This is a genomic window from Microbacterium sp. Leaf288, assembly GCF_001422925.1.
Classification (GTDB): domain Bacteria; phylum Actinomycetota; class Actinomycetes; order Actinomycetales; family Microbacteriaceae; genus Microbacterium.
In genome coordinates, this window is record NZ_LMNI01000011.1 from 483,897 (window position 1) to 500,411 (window position 16,515).

A 16,515-nucleotide genomic window follows, 5' to 3' on the forward strand; every position below is an offset into this window, starting at 1 on the left:
CATGGATGCCTCCGCCGACGTCTCCACAACGGTCGCCGTCGAGCGCGGGCTCAGCACAGCCGAGGTCGCCGAGCGCGTGCGGACCGGCCGCACCAACGCGTACGTCGCCGACACGAGCCGCAGCGTCTGGACGATCGTCCGCGCGAACGTGTTCACGCTGTTCAACGGCATCGTCTTCGCGTGCTTCTTCGTGCTCTTCGTGCTCGGGCGCTGGCAGGACGCGCTGTTCGGCCTCGCGGCGTTCGCGAACTCCATCATCGGCTGCGTGCAGGAGTTCCGGGCGAAGGCGGCGCTGGATCGGCTCGCCCTGCTGAACGCCCCCCGCGCGCGGGTGCGCCGCGAGGGGGCCGAGGCCGAGATCGCTCCGCCCGACGTCGTACTGGACGACATCCTGGTGCTGCGGGCCGGAGACCAGGTGCCCGCTGACGCGGTCGTCGTGGAGACGCGCGGGCTGCAGATCGACGAGTCCATGCTCACCGGCGAGTCGGACGCGGTCGACAAGAAGCCCGGCGACGACGCGCTCTCCGGCTCCATCGTCGTCGCGGGGGAGGGAGCCGCGCGAGTCTCGCGGGTCGGCGCCGACTCCTATGCGAACCGGTTCGCCGGCGAGGCGAAGCGGTTCTCGCTCGTCGCCTCCGAAGTGCGCACCTCCGTGAACCGCGTCCTGAAATGGATGAGCTGGATCATCGGGCCCGTCGGCCTGCTCGTGCTCAATGCGCAGATGATGGTCGCAGGCGGCTGGGTGCAGGCCTGGGAGAACGGCGGCTGGGTTCAGGCCGTCGTGAACACGATCGCGGCCCTCACGGCGATGATCCCGCTCGGCCTGGTGCTCATCACCTCGATCACGTTCGCGGTCGGCGCGGCGAAGCTCGCCTCCCGCCAGGTGCTCGTCAACGAGCTGCCGGCGGTGGAAGGGCTCGCGCGCGTCGACATCATCTGCCTCGACAAGACCGGGACCCTGACGGGCGGCGACATCGCCTTCGATGCGATCGACCGAATGCCCGACGGCGCCGGAGGCGGCGACGAGGCGCTCGCCTGGTTCGGTGCGGCGCCGGATGCGAACGCCACGGCCAGGTGTCTTCGGGAGCCCTTCCCCGTCGAGGCCCCGCTCCACGCCGTGGCGTACATCCCGTTCTCGTCCGCACGCAAGTGGAGTGCCGCGTCGTTCGCGACCGGGCCCGAAGGCACGTGGGTGCTGGGGGCGCCGGAGATGCTGTTCTCAGACGCGGCGACGGATGCGGCGACCGGCCTGGGGCGAACCGTCACCGCGCTCGCCTCGTCAGGGCGCCGTATGCTCGTGCTCGCGCACGCCGCGTCGCGGATCAGCGCGGAGGACGTCGAGGCCGAGCGCCTGCCGGAGGCGCTCACGCCCGTCGCCGTGGTGACCTTTCGAGAGCAGGTGCGCCCGGATGCCGCGGAGACCCTGGCGTACTTCGCGCGGCAAGGCGTGGGCATCCGCGTCATCTCGGGCGACAATCCGCGCACGGTCGCCGCGATCGCCCGCGCCGTCGGACTCGACGTCACCGACGGCTTCGACGCCCGTGGTCTCCCGGAGGACGACGCGGAGCTCGGCGAGGTGCTGGAGCAGAACATCGTCTTCGGGAGGGTGACGCCGGAGCAGAAGAAGCGGATGGTCATCGCGCTCCAGGCACGTGGGCACACGGTGGCGATGACCGGCGACGGCGTCAACGACGCCCTGGCCATCAAGACCGCCGACCTCGGTATCGCGATGAACTCCGGCGCCGCCGCAACCAAGGCCGTCGCGCGCATCGTCCTCCTCGACGGCCGGTTCTCCCATCTGCCCGATGTCGTGGCGGAGGGGCGTCAGGTCATCGCGAACATCGAGCGGGTCTCGATGCTGTTCCTCAACAAGACCGTCTACGCGACGGTGCTCGCGGTGCTGTTCGGCGTCCTCGTCCTCGAGTTCCCGTTCCTGCCACGGCAGCTGTCGATCACCGACGGCCTCACGATCGGCATCCCGGCGTTCTTCCTCGCACTGCTTCCCAACACGCAGCGCTATGTGCCGGGGTTCCTCCGACGCTCGCTGGCGTTCGCCATTCCGGCCGGCTCGATCATCGCCGTCGCGCTGACCCTCTACACGCTGGGCGCCATGCAGCTCGGCGTGAGCGAGCCGCAGCTGCGGACGGGGTCGACGATCATCCTCGCGATCGTCGGAATCTGGGTGCTGACGGTGCTCTCACGCCCGATCACGCGGTTCAAAGCTCTGGTGATCGGCGGGATGTTCATCGCCCTCGTCGCTGTGTTCACGGTGCCGGTCCTGACCGCGTTCTTCCAGCTCGTAGACCCGGGGGAAGAGGCAGCGTGGCTGGTGACGATCGTGACCGTGCTCACGATCGGCGCGATCGAGATCGTGCGGTTCTTCCACCGCCGCTACGTCGCTCGGTCGCTGGCCGCCGCCTGATCAGCCGGGTCCGCCGCTTGCGGGCGGCGGAAGTGGCGAGCGCCCGGCGGGAGCCAGAGCGCGAGGACGATCAGCACCTCGACGGCGAATTGCGCGGCCGCACTCCAGTCCCACTTGTCGGTCGTCGCGATCGTCACAGCGTTCAGGAGGATCAGAATCGCGAGGTAGACGGTCGCGAGGGTGCGCGACAGCCGGCTGCCCCGTGCGATGCCCGATGCGACGGCCACCAGCAGGAGGCCGAAGAGGATGATCCCGGCCCCGAGCAGGGAGACGGGGAGGACGTCCGAGCCTGCGACCTCGTAGCGGCTGAGGAGGACGAGGATTCCCAGCAGAACCGCCGCGAATGCGCTGATGTAGACCAGGACGACGGCGATCGTGACCACGACGGGGCGATGCTCAGGGGCAGGCTCGGCGCCTGCGGGCGCGGGCTCGGCGGACGGGTCGGCGGTCACGCGACCACTGTAACGACTCGCGGAGCGGTCAGCCGGTGCAGCCGAGGCGGGTCTGGATCGATGTCATCGCGTCGATCTCGGCTGTCTGGCCGTTCTTGATCGCGGTGGCGACCTCGAGGGCGCGCGGGTCGGTGCCGAGCTCGAGAAGGGCCTCCGCCATCGGGATGGCGCCCTCGTGGTGGCGGATCATCAGCGTGAGGAACTGACAGTCCGCCGCCATACCGGTCGCCGCCTCGAGTGCGGCGATCTCGTCGTCCGACGCCATTCCCATCGCGGCGTGGGCCTCATCGTCGGTCATCGGCTCGGCGGACGAGCCACCGTGCGCGTGGCCCGCGGCGGAGGCATCCATCCACTGCATCATCGGTCCGCCGGACTGGGGGAGCCCCCACCGCACGAGCCAGTCGAACATCTCGCCGCGCTGGCCGGCCTGACCGGTGGCGATGTCGTATGACAGCACACGCAGCTCGTCGTCGTCGGTCTTGCGATAGATCTCCATCGCCATCTCGATCGCCTGCGCGTGATGCACCTGCATGTCTCGCGAGAACCCGGCCTCAGGCGAGCTGGTTCCCGGACTGGACGCAGTCGCCTGTGAGCCGAACGTCGAGAAGCGCCCCACCGCGAACGCGAGGCCCGCGATGAGGATCAGTGCGACGGCGACGACGAACCATCGCCGGGAACCTCCCGCCGATGGCTCGTCCGACACGCCGCGGCCTACTTCTTGCCGGGAGCGTCGTACGCGCCGGTGCAGGCGGCGTTCGGCTCGGGGGCGTTGGTGCTCCTCCAGTACGCCTTGATGAATTCCTCGATGCGCTCGTCGACGGCGGAGTCGACCTTGAGCTGCGCGTTCCAGGCGCTGAGGGCGATGGGGGTGTCCATGTCGTTGTAGGGCGAGAGCACCGTGTAGGTCGAGGGCAGTTCGGCCTCGAGCTTCGCGATGTCGTCGTCGGACACCTGCGCGGGGTCGTAGGTGACCCACACCGCACCGTGCTCGAGCGCGTGGACGGCGTTCTCGTTCGGCACCGGCTCCGTGTACACGCCGCAGTTGAGCCACATGGCGTTGTGGTCGCCGCCGGCCGGGGGAGTCTGCGGGTACTCGACGGCGCCCTCGACGTGGTTGGCCGTGTTCGTGAAGGTCTCGACGCCCTCGATGCCGCTGCCGTCGCTGTCGCCGCGGGCGTACGACGGGGCCGGGGTCGGCGCGAAGACGATCGATGCGACGATCGCCGCGACGACCAGCACGGCGGCGGTCGAGCCGACGATCCACCACACGAGCTTGCCGCGCTTGCGCTTGGCGAGCTGCTTCTGGTACTCGGCGAGCTTCTCCTGGCGCTTCTGCTCGCGCTGCTGCTTGACGGTGAGGTCGATCTTCGCCTGGGTGGCGGGGTTGCCGCTCTGGCGCTTGTCGTCGGGGGTCGGGGTCATGCTCGTGATCTCTGCCAATCGATGAACAGGGGTCTGGGCGCCCGGCGCGAACCGCTCGAGGGCGGTTGACGGGTTGCCCTCATCCTATGCGAGTGCATGAGTCCGCCCCCTGGGAAGGAGCCGACAGCGGTGGTGCGAGAGGTGGGCCTGCGCAGCCGCGGGATTCCGCTTGCGGGGAGGCTGGAGGCATCCGTTATCATGGGTACTCGAATCGATTCGACCTCCACGGTCGATCGCGGACCCCGGTGCCGATCGGCAGCGCCGGACGACCCGCGTCATCTCGGTCCGTTGCTCCCTGCGCGCCCAGACCGGCTCAGCCGGTGTCGACGCCGTTCCGCCTCGCTCGCCGCCCGTCGAACCCCTTGCCACGAAACGAAGTCCACTGTTGCTCGACACCGCCTCCATCCCCACGCAGAAGCCCGAAGCCCACCTCCCCGCCGCGTCCAAGCCCCAGCCGACGTCGACGGGTGCCATCCGCACCCTCGGCAGCAACCCGGCCACCGCGCCGATCGTCCTCCACCCGGGCGACTCGATCCCGCACCGCCGCCGCGTCCTCTACATCGTGCTGCTCGGCGCGCTCACCGCGCTCGGCCCGTTCACGATCGACCTCTACCTTCCGGCGTTCCCGGTGCTCGAGGCGGACTTCCAGACCACGGCCGCGATGATCCAGCTGACCCTCACGGGCACGATGATCGGCTTCGCCCTGGGGCAGCTCATCGTCGGCCCGCTGAGCGACAAGGTCGGCCGGCGCATCCCGCTGCTGTCGGTGACCGCGCTGCACGTCGTGGCCAGCGTGGGGGCAGCGCTCGCGCCCACGCTCGAGCTGCTGTCGGTGGCCCGCGTGCTGCAGGGCGCCGGCGCCGCGGCCGGTGGCGTCGTCGCCGCCGCGATCGTCCGCGACCTGTTCGGCGGGCGCCGCCTGGTGGTCATGCTCTCGCGGCTCGCCCTCGTGTCGGGTGTCGCCCCCGTGCTCGCGCCGCTCGTCGGCTCGGCGCTCCTCGCGGTCATGCCGTGGCGCGGGATCTTCGTCGTCCTCGCGGTGTACGGCGCGGTCATGCTCGTCGCATCGATCGTCCTGCTCCCCGAGACGCTGCCGCCCGCACGCCGCCACGACAAGGGCGCCACGACGGTCTGGCAGCGCTACCGGAGCGTCTTCGGCGACCGCGTCTTCATCGGGGTGCTCATCATCGGCGGCATGACCTTCTCGGGCCTGTTCTCGTACCTGTCGAGCTCGTCGTTCCTCTTCCAGCTGAGCTACGGCCTCTCGGCGCAGCAGTACGGGCTGATGTTCGCCGTCAACTCCCTCGGCGTCGTCGTCGGCGTGCAGACCGCGTCGCGGCTGGCGGCGCGGTTCGGCCCGCAGTGGGTCATGGCCTGGTCGACCGCGGTGCTCGTGGTCGCAGCATCCGCCATCATCGTGACCGACCAGCTCGGCCTGGGCCTGTGGGGCACGATCGTGCCGCTCTTCGTCTTCATGACCGCGTGCGGATTCACGTTCCCGTGCGTGCAGGTGCTCGCGCTCGACCGCCACGGCAAGGCCGCGGGCACCGCGCAGTCGATCATCGGCGCGACGAACTTCGGCGTCGCCGGCCTCATCTCGCCGCTCGTGGGCTGGATCGCGAAGGACGCCGGCATCACCGCCACGACGATGGCCGCCGTCATGGTCGGGTGCGCCGTCGTCGGCGTGCTGGCGCTCTGGTTCGTCGTGCGCCCGCGCACGGTGGAGCGCCTCGCGCCCTGAGCCCGCGTCCGGCCGGCGGCCGCACGCGCCGACGAGACCGCACGATAGCACCGGGCTGCGTTCGAACCCGGTGCTATCGTGCGGTCCCGCGCGGACCGGCGGCGCCTTCGGACCGGTCACGGCGACGTGGTGCGGGGGGTGCCATGCGGCGCGCCCGGTCCGCAAGGGGGTGGCGGCGACGAGCCTTCCGGGCAGAATGGGGCGATGACGACAGTCCAGCGCCGCGTGGCCACGCCGGTCATCGCCTACCTCGCGGTGGGATCGACCCTGGTGGTGCTGTCGTGCCTCCTGGGCTGGTGGATCTTCGCACGCGGCGATGAGCCGTTCGCCATCGACACGGCGTGGAATCTGCTCGTGGCAGAGCTGTGGCATCCGGTCCTGACCGGGTTCTCGCAGGTCCTGGACTTCGTGGGCGGCGGATGGTTCAGCGTGCTCGCGGTGCCGATCGGCGGCGCGATCGCCCTCATCGTGCTGCGGCGGCCGTGGGCGGCCGCGTACTTCCTCGCCGCCGAGGCGGTTTCGGCGGCGGGGGTGCAGGTGCTGAAGCACCTCTTCGGCCGCGTGCGCCCCGAAGACATCCTCGTCATCTCGGATTACGGTTCATACCCGTCGGGGCATGTGGCCAACGCCGCCACGATCGCCGTCGCAGCGGTGGTCATCTTCCCGCGCGTCTGGGTGGGTGTCGTGGGTGCCGCGTGGGTCGTGCTCATGGCCTTCAGCCGCACCTACCTCCACGCGCACTGGCTGAGCGACACGGTCGGCGGGGCGCTCCTCGGCGCCGGCGCGGCGCTGCTCGTGGCCGCGGCGTTCGCCGTTCCGATGGCGCGGGAGGGGATGGATGCCTCGGCCAAACGCCGTAACTAGGCTGAGCGCATGACCGCCTCCGCGCCCGATTCGCCCCCGCCCGATCCGGCCGTCGCCGCCGCCGAGGCCGAACTCGCGCGACTTCGCGCCGAGGCCGAGGCCGCAGAGGCCCAGTTGAAGGCCGCCCAGGCCAAGGCCGCGCTCGCCGCCGCCGAGGCGGCGGCGGCGAAGGCCAGGGCCACTGCCGCACCCGCGCCCACCGCATCCTCATCTGAGGGCGAGAGCCGAGATGCGGAGACTTCGGGTGGAACTGCTCCTCAACTCGGCGCAGATCCTCAATTGAGGACAGCGGAGGCGGCGGAGGCTTCGCAGGCGCAGGGGCCCGCGCGAGCGCCCGCCTCGGACTCGACCGCGCGGGAACAGAATCCGAACGGATCAGCGACGCAGCCGACGCACGACGGCCCTCTCGCCGCATCAGAGGTCGAGAAGGTCACCGCCGGGTACACCTTCGACGCCGCCACCGCGACCCTCGATCTCGGCGCCCTTCTCAACGGGGACCCCGTCCCCTCGGCGCAGATCCGCATCCCGCTGCCGATGATGAACCGCCACGGGCTCGTCGCGGGTGCGACCGGCACGGGCAAGACCCGCACCCTGCAGGGCCTCGCCGAGCAGCTCGCGGCGAAGGGCGTGCCCGTGTTCGCCGCCGACATCAAGGGCGACCTGTCGGGCGTCGCGACGCCGGGGGAGCCGAGCGAGAAGCTGCTCGCACGCACCCGGGCGATCGGTCAGGACTGGAGGCCGGAGGCATCCGTCACCGAGTACTTCGCGCTGGGCGGCGTCGGCAAGGGCGTGCCGGTGCGCGCGACCGTGTCGGGCTTCGGCCCTCTGCTTCTCAGCAAGGTGCTCGGCCTGAACGACACGCAGGAGTCGAGCCTCGGCCTCGTGTTCCACTACGCCGATGCGAACGGCCTGGCGCTCGTCGACCTGTCGGATCTCCGCGCCGTGCTCACACACCTCACGAGCGACGAGGGCAAGGCCGAGCTCAAGGAGCTCGGCGGCCTGTCGGCGGCGACGGCGGGCGTGATCCTGCGCGAGCTCATCACCTTCGCGGATGCCGGAGCCGACGTGTTCTTCGGCGAGCCCGAGTTCGACGTGGCCGACTTCATCCGCACGGCGCCTGACGGCCGGGGCGTCATCAGCCTGCTCGAGGTGCCCGGTGTCATCGACAAGCCGGCGCTGTTCTCGACCTTCCTGATGTACCTGCTGGCGGAGCTGTTCGAGATCCTCCCCGAGGTGGGGGACGCCGACAAGCCGAAGCTGGTCTTCTTCTTCGACGAGGCGCACCTGCTGTTCAAGGACGCCTCGAAGGACTTCCTCGCGGCGATCGTGCAGACGGTGCGCCTCATCCGCTCGAAGGGCGTCGGCGTGTTCTTCGTGACGCAGACCCCGAAGGACGTGCCCTCCGACGTGCTCGGCCAGCTCGGCTCGCGCGTGCAGCACGCCCTGCGCGCCTTCACGCCGGACGACGCCAAGGCGCTGCGCGCGACGGTCGGCACCTACCCGAAGTCGGGCTACGACCTCGAGCGCGTGCTGCAGGAGCTCGGCACCGGCGAGGCGATCGTCACGGTGATGAGCGAGAAGGGCGCCCCGACGCCGGTCGCCTGGACGCGGCTGCGCGCGCCGCAGGGCCTGATGTCGCCGACGCCGGAGCCGGCGATCGTCGCGGCCGTGAACGCGTCGCCGCTCCTGGCCAAGTACGGCACGGCCATCGACCGCGAGTCGGCGCGTGAGATCCTCGCGAAGAAGATGCAGGCCGCCGACGACGCGGCCGCCGCCGAGGACGCCGCACTCGCCAAGGCGAAGGCCGATGCCGAGTACGCGAAGCAGAAGGCCGCGATCGACAAGCAGCAGGCCGCGGCCGACAAGGCGAGCGCCGCGGCCGAGAAGAAGGCCCAACAGGAGTACGAGCGCCTGCTCAAGAAGACGGCCGGCACGAGCCGCACGTCGCGGTCGGCCCAGAAATCGCCGATCGAGCAGATTCTCAACTCGAAGTCCACCCAGACGATACTGGGTGGGGTGATCCGCGGGATCTTCGGCACCGGCAAGCGCTGACGCATCCCGACCCCGGCGGATCGCTCCCGATCCGGAAGGTCTCGCGTGCGCCGCAGAGTGGTTCTCGTCGTCGCGCTGACGCTCGCCCTGGCGACGGCGGCGGTCGGCGTCTGGCTCGCGATCGCCGCGACGGCGGGGAACACGGTCCCCACGGCCACTCCACCCGCAGCTGGCGCGTCGGGCGGAGCCTCCGGCCGCGTGGGCCCAGCCGCCCCCTCGGCGTCGGCGTCGCCCGCGGCACCGGTGACGGCCGACGACTACTGCTACGTCGAAGCGATGATCTACTACCGGGTCAAGGAGCAGGAACTCGCGGAGACCCTGCTGCGCGCGCAGGGGATCGACGCCGGGGCGAGCGGATTCGCCACCGGCATCGCGGCGCGCGACGAGGACGAGCTCGAACGGCTGCGGGCGTGGTACCTCTCCTGGGCGGATGCGCGCCCGGCCGAGCCGCCGTCCGACGGCCCGTGCGGCGGGCATGGCACCGATCATGCGCAGATGCCCGGCATGCCGTCGTGGAGCACGCTCCAGGGTTTCGTCGACGCGGAGCACCCCGACGCCGAGCGCCGCTTCGCCGAGATCCTCCAGGTGCAGAATGCCGGGATGATCGCTCTGGTCACGCTCATCCTCGAGGGAGACCAGCATCCGTCGGTGGCGGAATCGGCCGAAGAGGTGCTGAAGCAGGCAGAGGCCGATCAGGAGACCCTTCAGGGCATCCTCGACTCGCTGCCGTGATCACCTCCGCTCGGGTTCGCGCGGATGCAGCGGTCCACAGCATCCGTGTTCCCCCTCCTCCGACAGGTCAACCGGGCTTCTGCATGACCGGGGAACGCGTTCCGGTCCTGTGCAAGCCCGGTTGACCTGTTGAAGGCGGTGAGGCGCAGCGTCACCAGCCGCTGAGGGAGCCGAGAGGAGCCAGCGCACGCGCCGCGTCGCGCAGCGCGCCGACGTGGCGGGCCGCAACGGAGAGGCGCGAGATCGACGTCGACAGCGTGACGGCGCCGACGGGTCGCGCCGCGTCGTCGTGGATCGGCACCGCAAGGCAGCCTCGATCGGAGGTGAGCAGGGCGACCTGCTCGGTGTAGCCGCGGACGGCGTACGCCTCATGGATCGCGCGCACCTCGTCCGCGGGCGGCGCGACGCGCCAGTTCGGCGCCTGCGGCAGCCGGCGGTCCGGGTGCGCGACCAGCCAGAGGTGACCGATCGCCGAGTGCGTCGGGTCAGCGAGGAGGGCGTCGGGGTCCGACAGGGGCCGCGTGGCGTCCTCATCGAGCACCATGAGGCCCGAGCGGTGGAACGCGAACAGATGCACGGCCTCGCCGGTGTCGTCGCGCAGCCGGTCGACGACGGCGGCGTGCTCGGGCCGGGTGCGCGCGCCCACGATCGCGGCGAGCTCCAGCACGCGCGTGCCGAGGAGGAACCCCGAGAAGTCGCCGCGGCGCACGAGGTACTCGTCGCGCACGAGCGAGTTGACGACGCGGTAGACCGTCGCGCGGGGCGCACCGACGGCACGGGCGATCTCGGCCGCCGAGGCGCCGCGATCGTCGCGCGCGACCTGCTCGAGGATCTCCAGGGCCAGGCCCAGGCCCTTCTCCGGCAGGCGGGTGTCACCCGCGAGGCCCGCGCCGCTCACGTTCGCGCCGGCCCGTCGATGCAGTCGGCGTCGGTCGGCCAGTCGTGCACGCCGACTCTGGCGGCGACACGCGGATGGCGCGCCATTCGGACCGACCCGGCCACCACGACCGCGGCGAGGATGCCCACGGACCACAGCAGACCCGCCGGGTTGTCGCGCAGCGTCGCAGCGAGGTAGAAGCCCAGCACGCACAGGAGCCCGGCGAGCGGCACGACGCTGAGCAGGACGGCCCGGACGGTGAGCTCGCCGATCCGTGCGAGGAACACCGGAGCCGCCGCACAGACCAGTGCATACGCGAGCACGAACCCGAGGATGGACGCGGGCGAGGTGACGATGCGCATGTCCTGCCGGCTGCCGCCCCACGCGAGGATCGCGACCGGCACCAGCGTGACCGCAGAAGCAAGCAGCACTCCGCCGATCGCCGGCACCCCGCGCCGCGACACACGTCCGAACGCCGCGGGCATCAGCCCCTCGCGGCTCATCGCGAAGACCAAGCGCGTCGCGGCGTTGGTCATCGCGAGCGCGCACGCGAGGAACGAGATCGCCACGATCACGTCGATGAGGGTCGCCATTCCGGTGACGGAGGCGAGGGATGCTGCACCCGGCCGCTCCGCGACGATCGACAGCTGTGCCGCGGTGCCGACGAGCATCACGAGCCCCGTGGCTCCGACGCTCACCATGATCGCGCGCGGGACGGCGGCGAAGGGGCGACGGGTCTCGGGGCCGAGCGCGGCGCCGCTCTCGAAGCCGACGAAGCCGATCAGGGCGAAGGCGACGCCCGTGATGATCGCCTCGAGCGACACGTCCGGGGCGCGGGGGATGAGCAGACCGATGTCCCAGCGGGTGAGGCTGAGCGCGGCGATGGAGAGCCCGAGCACCGTCACGACGGCGATCGATTCGAGCACGAGCAGAACGCGCGTCGACATGCGCAGCCCACGGGCCACGACGAGGGCGATCACCGCCCCGAACCCGGCGATGAGGGCGATCACGAGCCACGGGGGCGCGTCGCCTCCGCTCAGGATGTTCGCCAGTCGCGTCGACCCGGAGGCGAGCGTGTTCATCGCCACGGCGAGGTAGCCGATGCCCAGCGCCGCACCGGTGATGAGACCGGCGTGCGAGCCGAGCCCCCTCACCGCGAACGTGTAGAGGGAGCCCGTGCTCGCGATGCGTCGCGCGAACATGCCGATCACGAGGCCCACGCCCACCACGAGGGTGATCGTGATCGCGATGTCGAGGAAGGCGAAGGACCCGCTGCGCGCGAAGGCGGCGGCGGGATGGATCAGCAGCACGCCCGCGGGAGCGGTGGCGGCCACGGACTGCGCGATCACGTCGATCGTGTGCGCGTGGCGTCGATGGAGTCCTGCGAACGGAGAGCTGGCTCCGAGATCGTTGCGCGGGCGAGCCCGTTCGATCGCGTCCGCGAGTGCACTGCTCACGCGACCTCCTCACTTCCGGCGCTCGCCGCCGTGCGGCTGGCCGTGACGCTACCGGGTGCGCGTTGCCGGGAAAGACGGGGCATGTTTCGGCCTCGTGACGAGCCGTGGGACCGAAGGACGCCAGGCGCGCGCCCGCGTCTCACCAGGTTTTCGCCTGGCGTTCGCAGCACCGAATCATCGGGAAACGGCGGCGTCCAAGAATCGGCCTCGATGCGGGTGCGAGCCGCGTCATCGCCGTCGAAAGGAACCCTGTGACCGAACAACAGCTCTCCACCGAGGGGGACTCGCCGCCCTCGGACCCGCGGCCCTCGAGGCGGGGCCGCTTCCTCACTCCCCGCACGCTGGGCATCGGCTCGGCGCTCGCCGCGACCGCCGCGGCTGTCGCGCTGGTCTTCGCGACGCAGACCGCGGTTCAGGCGACCTCGTCACCTGAATCGCCGGCGTCCACCCCGATCGCCGCCGACAGCACCGACGAGGACGCCCCCGAGAAGGCGACGGAGGTTCCGAAGCCGACCACCGTCGCCGCCGCGTACGACGGCCTCACCGGTGCCGAGGTCGAGTACGTGCGCTTCCTCGGCGCCCAGGACGCCGCCTTCGCCGCGGGCAAGGACCTGTTCGGCGAGCCCGGCCTGCAGTTCCTCTCGACCGACGTCGCCGACCCGCAGGCGTACTCGGACGGGCACCGCCGGCTGCTCTCGCTGTACTACGACTACGCCACCAACGAGCTGGTGAGCATGATCGTCAACGTCACCAACGGCGCGATCGAATCGGTCGACCGTGCGTCGGGCACGCAGCCCGCGCCGACAGACGCCGAGACCTCGTTCGCGTGGGAGCTGCTGCTCGACGACGACGCGGCGCAGCCCGTGGTCGACGAGTTCGCCGCCCTCACCGGTGGCTCCGTCCTGACCCCGGCGTCCGCCGAGGTGCTCCTCACCGCCCACTCGTTCGTGACGGACGCCGGATCCTTCGGCGCCGAATCGTGCGGCATCGACCGGTGCGTGCAGGTGCTCGCCCAGGTCGACGGCGGCGCCTTCCTCACCACCAGCACGTACGTCGTCAACCTGTCGACGCGTGCCGTCCTGTCCATCTCATGACCATGGAGACACCCCCGATGAAACGAACCTCCCTCCGCCGGCTTCTCGGCGCGGGCACCGCGATGGCCCTCCTCGCGGGCGGCCTCGTGCTGTCGGCGCCGGCCGCGGCATCTGCGCAGACCGTCACCGAGGCATCCTGCTCCGGCGAATCCCTCGTCTCGGAGACGCTGGAGTCCGGCTCGAGCTGGCAGATGTGCTGGCGCCTCGACACCTATCGCGGCCTCGTCCTCGACAAGATCGCCTACCAGCCGCGCGATGACGCGGCGCCGATCCTCGTGCTCGACTCGATCGCGCTCGCGCAGCTCAACGTGCCGTACGACACCGGCGCCACCGAGTACAACGACGTCACCACCTACCAGGTCGGCGGTCGTCGTCTGCAGGCGATCGAGGCGGTCGACTGCCCGGTCGGCGAGGTCTTCAACGCGTGGGCCGACCCGACCCGCGGCGCCATCCCCGCGCTCTGCATCGGCGAGGAGGACTCGGGCCTCGCGTACCGCTCGAACATCGCCCGCGACGCGCTCTACGCGGCGCAGGGCACCGACCTCGTGCTGCACACGGTGTCGCGCATCGGCTGGTACGAGTACCAGACCGAGTACCGGTTCCACGACGACGGCGAGATCTCGGTGCGCCTCGGCGCGACCGGTGACCTGTCGCCCAACGACTACGTGAACGTCGTCAACCAGGGCTGGCCGATCGCGCCGGGCCAGGAGGACTTCGCCGTCAACCACTACCACTCGGCCTTCTGGCGCGTGGACTTCGGCATCGACTCGGGCGCGAACCAGGTCGTCGAGAAGTTCGCCACCACCCCGACGGGCGAGTACGGCACGACGGGCGACACCGGCCACACCGCGATCCTGGAGACGCAGCTCACCCAGATCACGAACGAGACCAAGACGATGGGCGCGAACCGCGAGGCGTACCGGGTCGTGAACCCGGAGAGCCTCAACGCGGACGGCCACGCCCGCTCGTACGAGATCATCGTGCCGCGCGACCAGGCCTACAACCTCAACCCCGAGACCGACTTCGACATCGCGTTCACGTCGGCGAAGTCGGACGAGGTCCACGCGAGCCACAACCTCATCCCGTCGAAGGCGGGCCAGATGGTCACCGACTACATCGCCGACGGCGAGTCGCTCGAGGACCCGGTGGCGTGGGTGAACGTCGGCTTCCACCACATCAACCGCGACGAGGACCAGAGCCCCATGCCGATCCACTGGCAGGGCTTCACCCTCTACCCGCGCGACTTCGCCGCGCAGAACCCCAACATCCCCGAGGGCCGCAAGTGGGTCAACGGCGACATGCGGGGCGTTCCGAACCCCAACATCACGCCGACGCCGACGGCGTCGCCCACGCCCACCCCGACGACCGAGCCGACGGGTGAGCCCACCCCGACCGCGACGCCGACCACGCCGGGCAACGGCAACGGCAACGGCAACGGCAACGGCAACGGCAACGGGAACGGGAACGGCAACGGGAACGGGAACGGCAACGGCAACGGGAACGGGGCTACGCCGGCCGCCGCGCCCGTGACGTTCGGCTCGGGCGAGGTCGCTCCGGGGGCCGCGCAGACGGCCACAGCCGGCGGCTTCACCCCGGGAGAGACCGTGAGCGCCGTGCTGCACTCCGACCCCGTCGACGTCGGCACGTTCGTCGCCGACAGCGAGGGCGTCGTGAGCGCGCAGTTCGTCGTCCCGTCGGCCACGCCGGCCGGCGAGCACACCCTCGTGCTGACCGGACAGACCTCGTCGGCGGTGGCGCAGGGCACGTTCACGGTGGCGTCCGCGTCGCCCGCGGCGGTGTTCGGCGCTCTCGCCACCACAGGAACCGACGCGAACCGCTGGGCGCTCTCGGGGCTCGTGCTCCTGGTCGCCGGGGCGGGCCTCGCCGGCACCTCGTGGTACCTGCGGCGTCAGCAGAGCCTGAAGGCTCACGCCTGACCCGCTCCCGCGGGGCGGCGCCCGGCGCCGTCCCGCGGGACCCTCCCTCGGCGCACCTCGCCGGGGACGAGGCATCCGACAGAAAGGGACCACTGTTGCGCAACCGCATCGCCGCACTCGGCGTCGTGCTGGCCCTGTCGACCGTGATCGTCGGCGGTGCCGCGGTCGCGCTCGCGCTGACGACGCCGAAGGACTCGGCTCCGCAGGCGGCAGCGTCAGGTGCGATGACGGATGCCGCCACCGCCGCCTACCCGACGCTCGAGGACCACTGCTACATCGAGGGCATGATCCCGCACCACGAGCAGGCGCTCGAACTGAGCGGCCTGGTGCTCGAGGCCGCCGGCGTGCGCGAGCGCACACGGGCGCTCGCCGAGTTCATCGTCGCGGACCAGACCGCCGAGATCGACACGATGCGCGCGTGGCAGACCGCGTGGCGCGGCGCCATCCCCGCCGACGGCGCGGCCGTCGGCCACCAGGGTCACGGCGGTGCCCCGGCCGCCGCCGGTGCGATCCCGACCGGCTGCGGCGACCACGCACACTCGGAGATGAAGGGCATGGCGACCGCCGAGCAGCTGGCCGCGCTGGCCGCGGCCGACGGGGCCGCCGCCGACCGGATGTTCCTCGAGCTGATGATCGCGCACCACGAGGGCGCGCTCGAGATGGCCGAGAGCGCAGTCCGCGAGGGGTCGAACGCGTTCGTCCGGAACTCCGGCAAGCATGTGCTCGTCGAACAGGAACGCGAGATCGCCGCGATGACGGCGCTGCTCGCCGAGGCGCCGTGATCTCGGTCGCTCAACAGGTCAACCGGGCTTCGACAGGCGATTCGCGCCGGGTCGGATCCTGCGAGACCGCGGTTGACCTGTCGAAGCGTGGCGGCGGCGCGCGGGGCGGCCGCAGGCGGGGCATGCTCGTGGCCATCGGAGCGGTTGCGGCTCCCGTCGTCTCCGCGCTCGTGGTCGCCGCCGCCTTCGGCGTCGCAACGGTGCGCCACGACTCGATGAGCCCGACCCTGCACAGCGGCGCCACCGTCGTGTTCGATCGCTGGAGCGCGCCCGCCCGCGGCGATGTCGTCCTCCTCGTCGACCGCGAGGGCTGGTCGGGCACGCCCGACACGCTCATCGTGAAGCGGATCGTCGGCGTCGGCGGAGACATCGTGGTCTGCTGCGAAGCGGGCAGCGGTCGGCTGCTCGTCAACGACCATCCGCTCGACGAGCCGTACGCCGGCGAGGTGCGTCCGGGTGGCGCCATCCCGTTCCGCGTCACCGTGCCCGAGGGGTCCGTCTGGGTCATGGGCGACAACCGCGCCGGCTCGGCGGACTCGCGCCTCTCGGTGTCCGAGCCCGGCCAGGGCGCCGTGCCGCTCGGCGACCTCCGGGGGACGGTGCGTCTCTGGTGGGGTGCCTGATCCCTTCACCTTTCGGACGACGGTGAAACGTGGGGCGCAGCATCCGTCATCCAAAGTCGA

The 16,515-nt window shown here is 71.2% G+C and carries 14 protein-coding genes; 9 read left to right on the plus strand and 5 right to left on the minus strand.

The window, feature by feature from the left end:
• Nucleotide 1: 1 nt before the first annotated feature.
• Nucleotides 2–2,422 (plus strand): HAD-IC family P-type ATPase, encoded by a 2,421-nt coding sequence (locus ASF40_RS11510; protein WP_056369143.1) that lies wholly within the window; start codon nucleotides 2–4, stop codon nucleotides 2,420–2,422.
• Here the strand turns inward: ASF40_RS11510 and ASF40_RS11515 are convergent.
• Genes ASF40_RS11515 through ASF40_RS11525 form a run of 3 tightly spaced genes read right to left on the minus strand, consistent with a single transcriptional unit; the run spans nucleotide 2,392 to nucleotide 4,296 of the window.
• Complete coding sequence (locus ASF40_RS11515) at nucleotides 2,392–2,874, minus strand: hypothetical protein (RefSeq protein ID WP_056369145.1); 483 nt, start codon at nucleotides 2,872–2,874, stop codon at nucleotides 2,392–2,394. The two genes, ASF40_RS11510 and ASF40_RS11515, sit on opposite strands and share 31 nt — an antisense overlap.
• Before the next feature lie 28 nt (nucleotides 2,875–2,902).
• Complete coding sequence (locus ASF40_RS11520) at nucleotides 2,903–3,577, minus strand: DUF305 domain-containing protein (RefSeq protein ID WP_056369147.1); 675 nt, start codon at nucleotides 3,575–3,577, stop codon at nucleotides 2,903–2,905.
• A gap of 8 nt (nucleotides 3,578–3,585) precedes the next feature.
• Entirely contained in the window at nucleotides 3,586–4,296 is a 711-nt protein-coding gene (locus ASF40_RS11525) for a DUF3105 domain-containing protein (protein ID WP_056369149.1), read from the minus strand.
• A 385-nt stretch (nucleotides 4,297–4,681) separates the two neighbouring features.
• On the opposite strand from ASF40_RS11525, the gene ASF40_RS11530 reads away from it, so the two are divergent.
• From ASF40_RS11530 to ASF40_RS11545, 4 genes are all read left to right on the plus strand, one after another.
• A complete protein-coding gene (locus ASF40_RS11530) occupies nucleotides 4,682–6,037 on the plus strand; it encodes a multidrug effflux MFS transporter (RefSeq protein ID WP_200919481.1) in 1,356 nt (451 codons plus the stop codon).
• 204 nt (nucleotides 6,038–6,241) lie between these two features.
• Nucleotides 6,242–6,901 (plus strand): phosphatase PAP2 family protein, encoded by a 660-nt coding sequence (locus tag ASF40_RS11535; RefSeq protein WP_056369152.1) that lies wholly within the window; start codon nucleotides 6,242–6,244, stop codon nucleotides 6,899–6,901.
• A gap of 9 nt (nucleotides 6,902–6,910) precedes the next feature.
• A complete protein-coding gene (locus ASF40_RS11540; protein ID WP_056369153.1) occupies nucleotides 6,911–8,953 on the plus strand; it encodes a helicase HerA-like domain-containing protein in 2,043 nt (680 codons plus the stop codon).
• 45 nt (nucleotides 8,954–8,998) lie between these two features.
• Nucleotides 8,999–9,685, plus strand: coding sequence for a DUF305 domain-containing protein (locus ASF40_RS11545; RefSeq protein WP_157549638.1), 687 nt, complete (start codon nucleotides 8,999–9,001; stop codon nucleotides 9,683–9,685).
• 151 nt (nucleotides 9,686–9,836) lie between these two features.
• On the opposite strand, the gene ASF40_RS11550 is transcribed toward ASF40_RS11545, so the two are convergent.
• Both ASF40_RS11550 and ASF40_RS11555 read right to left on the minus strand, forming a co-directional pair.
• Nucleotides 9,837–10,583 (minus strand): IclR family transcriptional regulator, encoded by a 747-nt coding sequence (locus ASF40_RS11550; protein WP_056369157.1) that lies wholly within the window; start codon nucleotides 10,581–10,583, stop codon nucleotides 9,837–9,839.
• Entirely contained in the window at nucleotides 10,580–12,019 is a 1,440-nt protein-coding gene (locus ASF40_RS11555; RefSeq protein WP_056369158.1) for an APC family permease, read from the minus strand. The genes ASF40_RS11550 and ASF40_RS11555 overlap by 4 nt, the downstream gene beginning before the upstream one ends.
• A 251-nt stretch (nucleotides 12,020–12,270) precedes the next feature.
• Here ASF40_RS11555 and ASF40_RS11560 point away from each other — a divergent pair, with 251 nt between their 5' ends.
• The 4 genes from ASF40_RS11560 to lepB all read left to right on the plus strand — a co-directional run bounded on the left by ASF40_RS11560 (nucleotide 12,271) and on the right by lepB (nucleotide 16,455).
• Nucleotides 12,271–13,113, plus strand: a complete 843-nt coding sequence (locus tag ASF40_RS11560) for a hypothetical protein (protein WP_056369161.1) — start codon at nucleotides 12,271–12,273, stop codon at nucleotides 13,111–13,113.
• Between the two features lie 17 nt (nucleotides 13,114–13,130).
• Nucleotides 13,131–15,050, plus strand: a complete 1,920-nt coding sequence (locus tag ASF40_RS11565; RefSeq protein WP_056369163.1) for a copper amine oxidase — start codon at nucleotides 13,131–13,133, stop codon at nucleotides 15,048–15,050.
• A gap of 95 nt (nucleotides 15,051–15,145) precedes the next feature.
• On the plus strand, nucleotides 15,146–15,832 hold the full coding sequence (locus tag ASF40_RS11570; protein ID WP_056369165.1) for a DUF305 domain-containing protein: 687 nt from the start codon (nucleotides 15,146–15,148) through the stop codon (nucleotides 15,830–15,832).
• 122 nt (nucleotides 15,833–15,954) lie between these two features.
• Nucleotides 15,955–16,455 (plus strand): signal peptidase I, encoded by a 501-nt coding sequence (lepB, locus tag ASF40_RS11575; protein WP_056369167.1) that lies wholly within the window; start codon nucleotides 15,955–15,957, stop codon nucleotides 16,453–16,455.
• Nucleotides 16,456–16,515 lie beyond the last annotated feature (60 nt).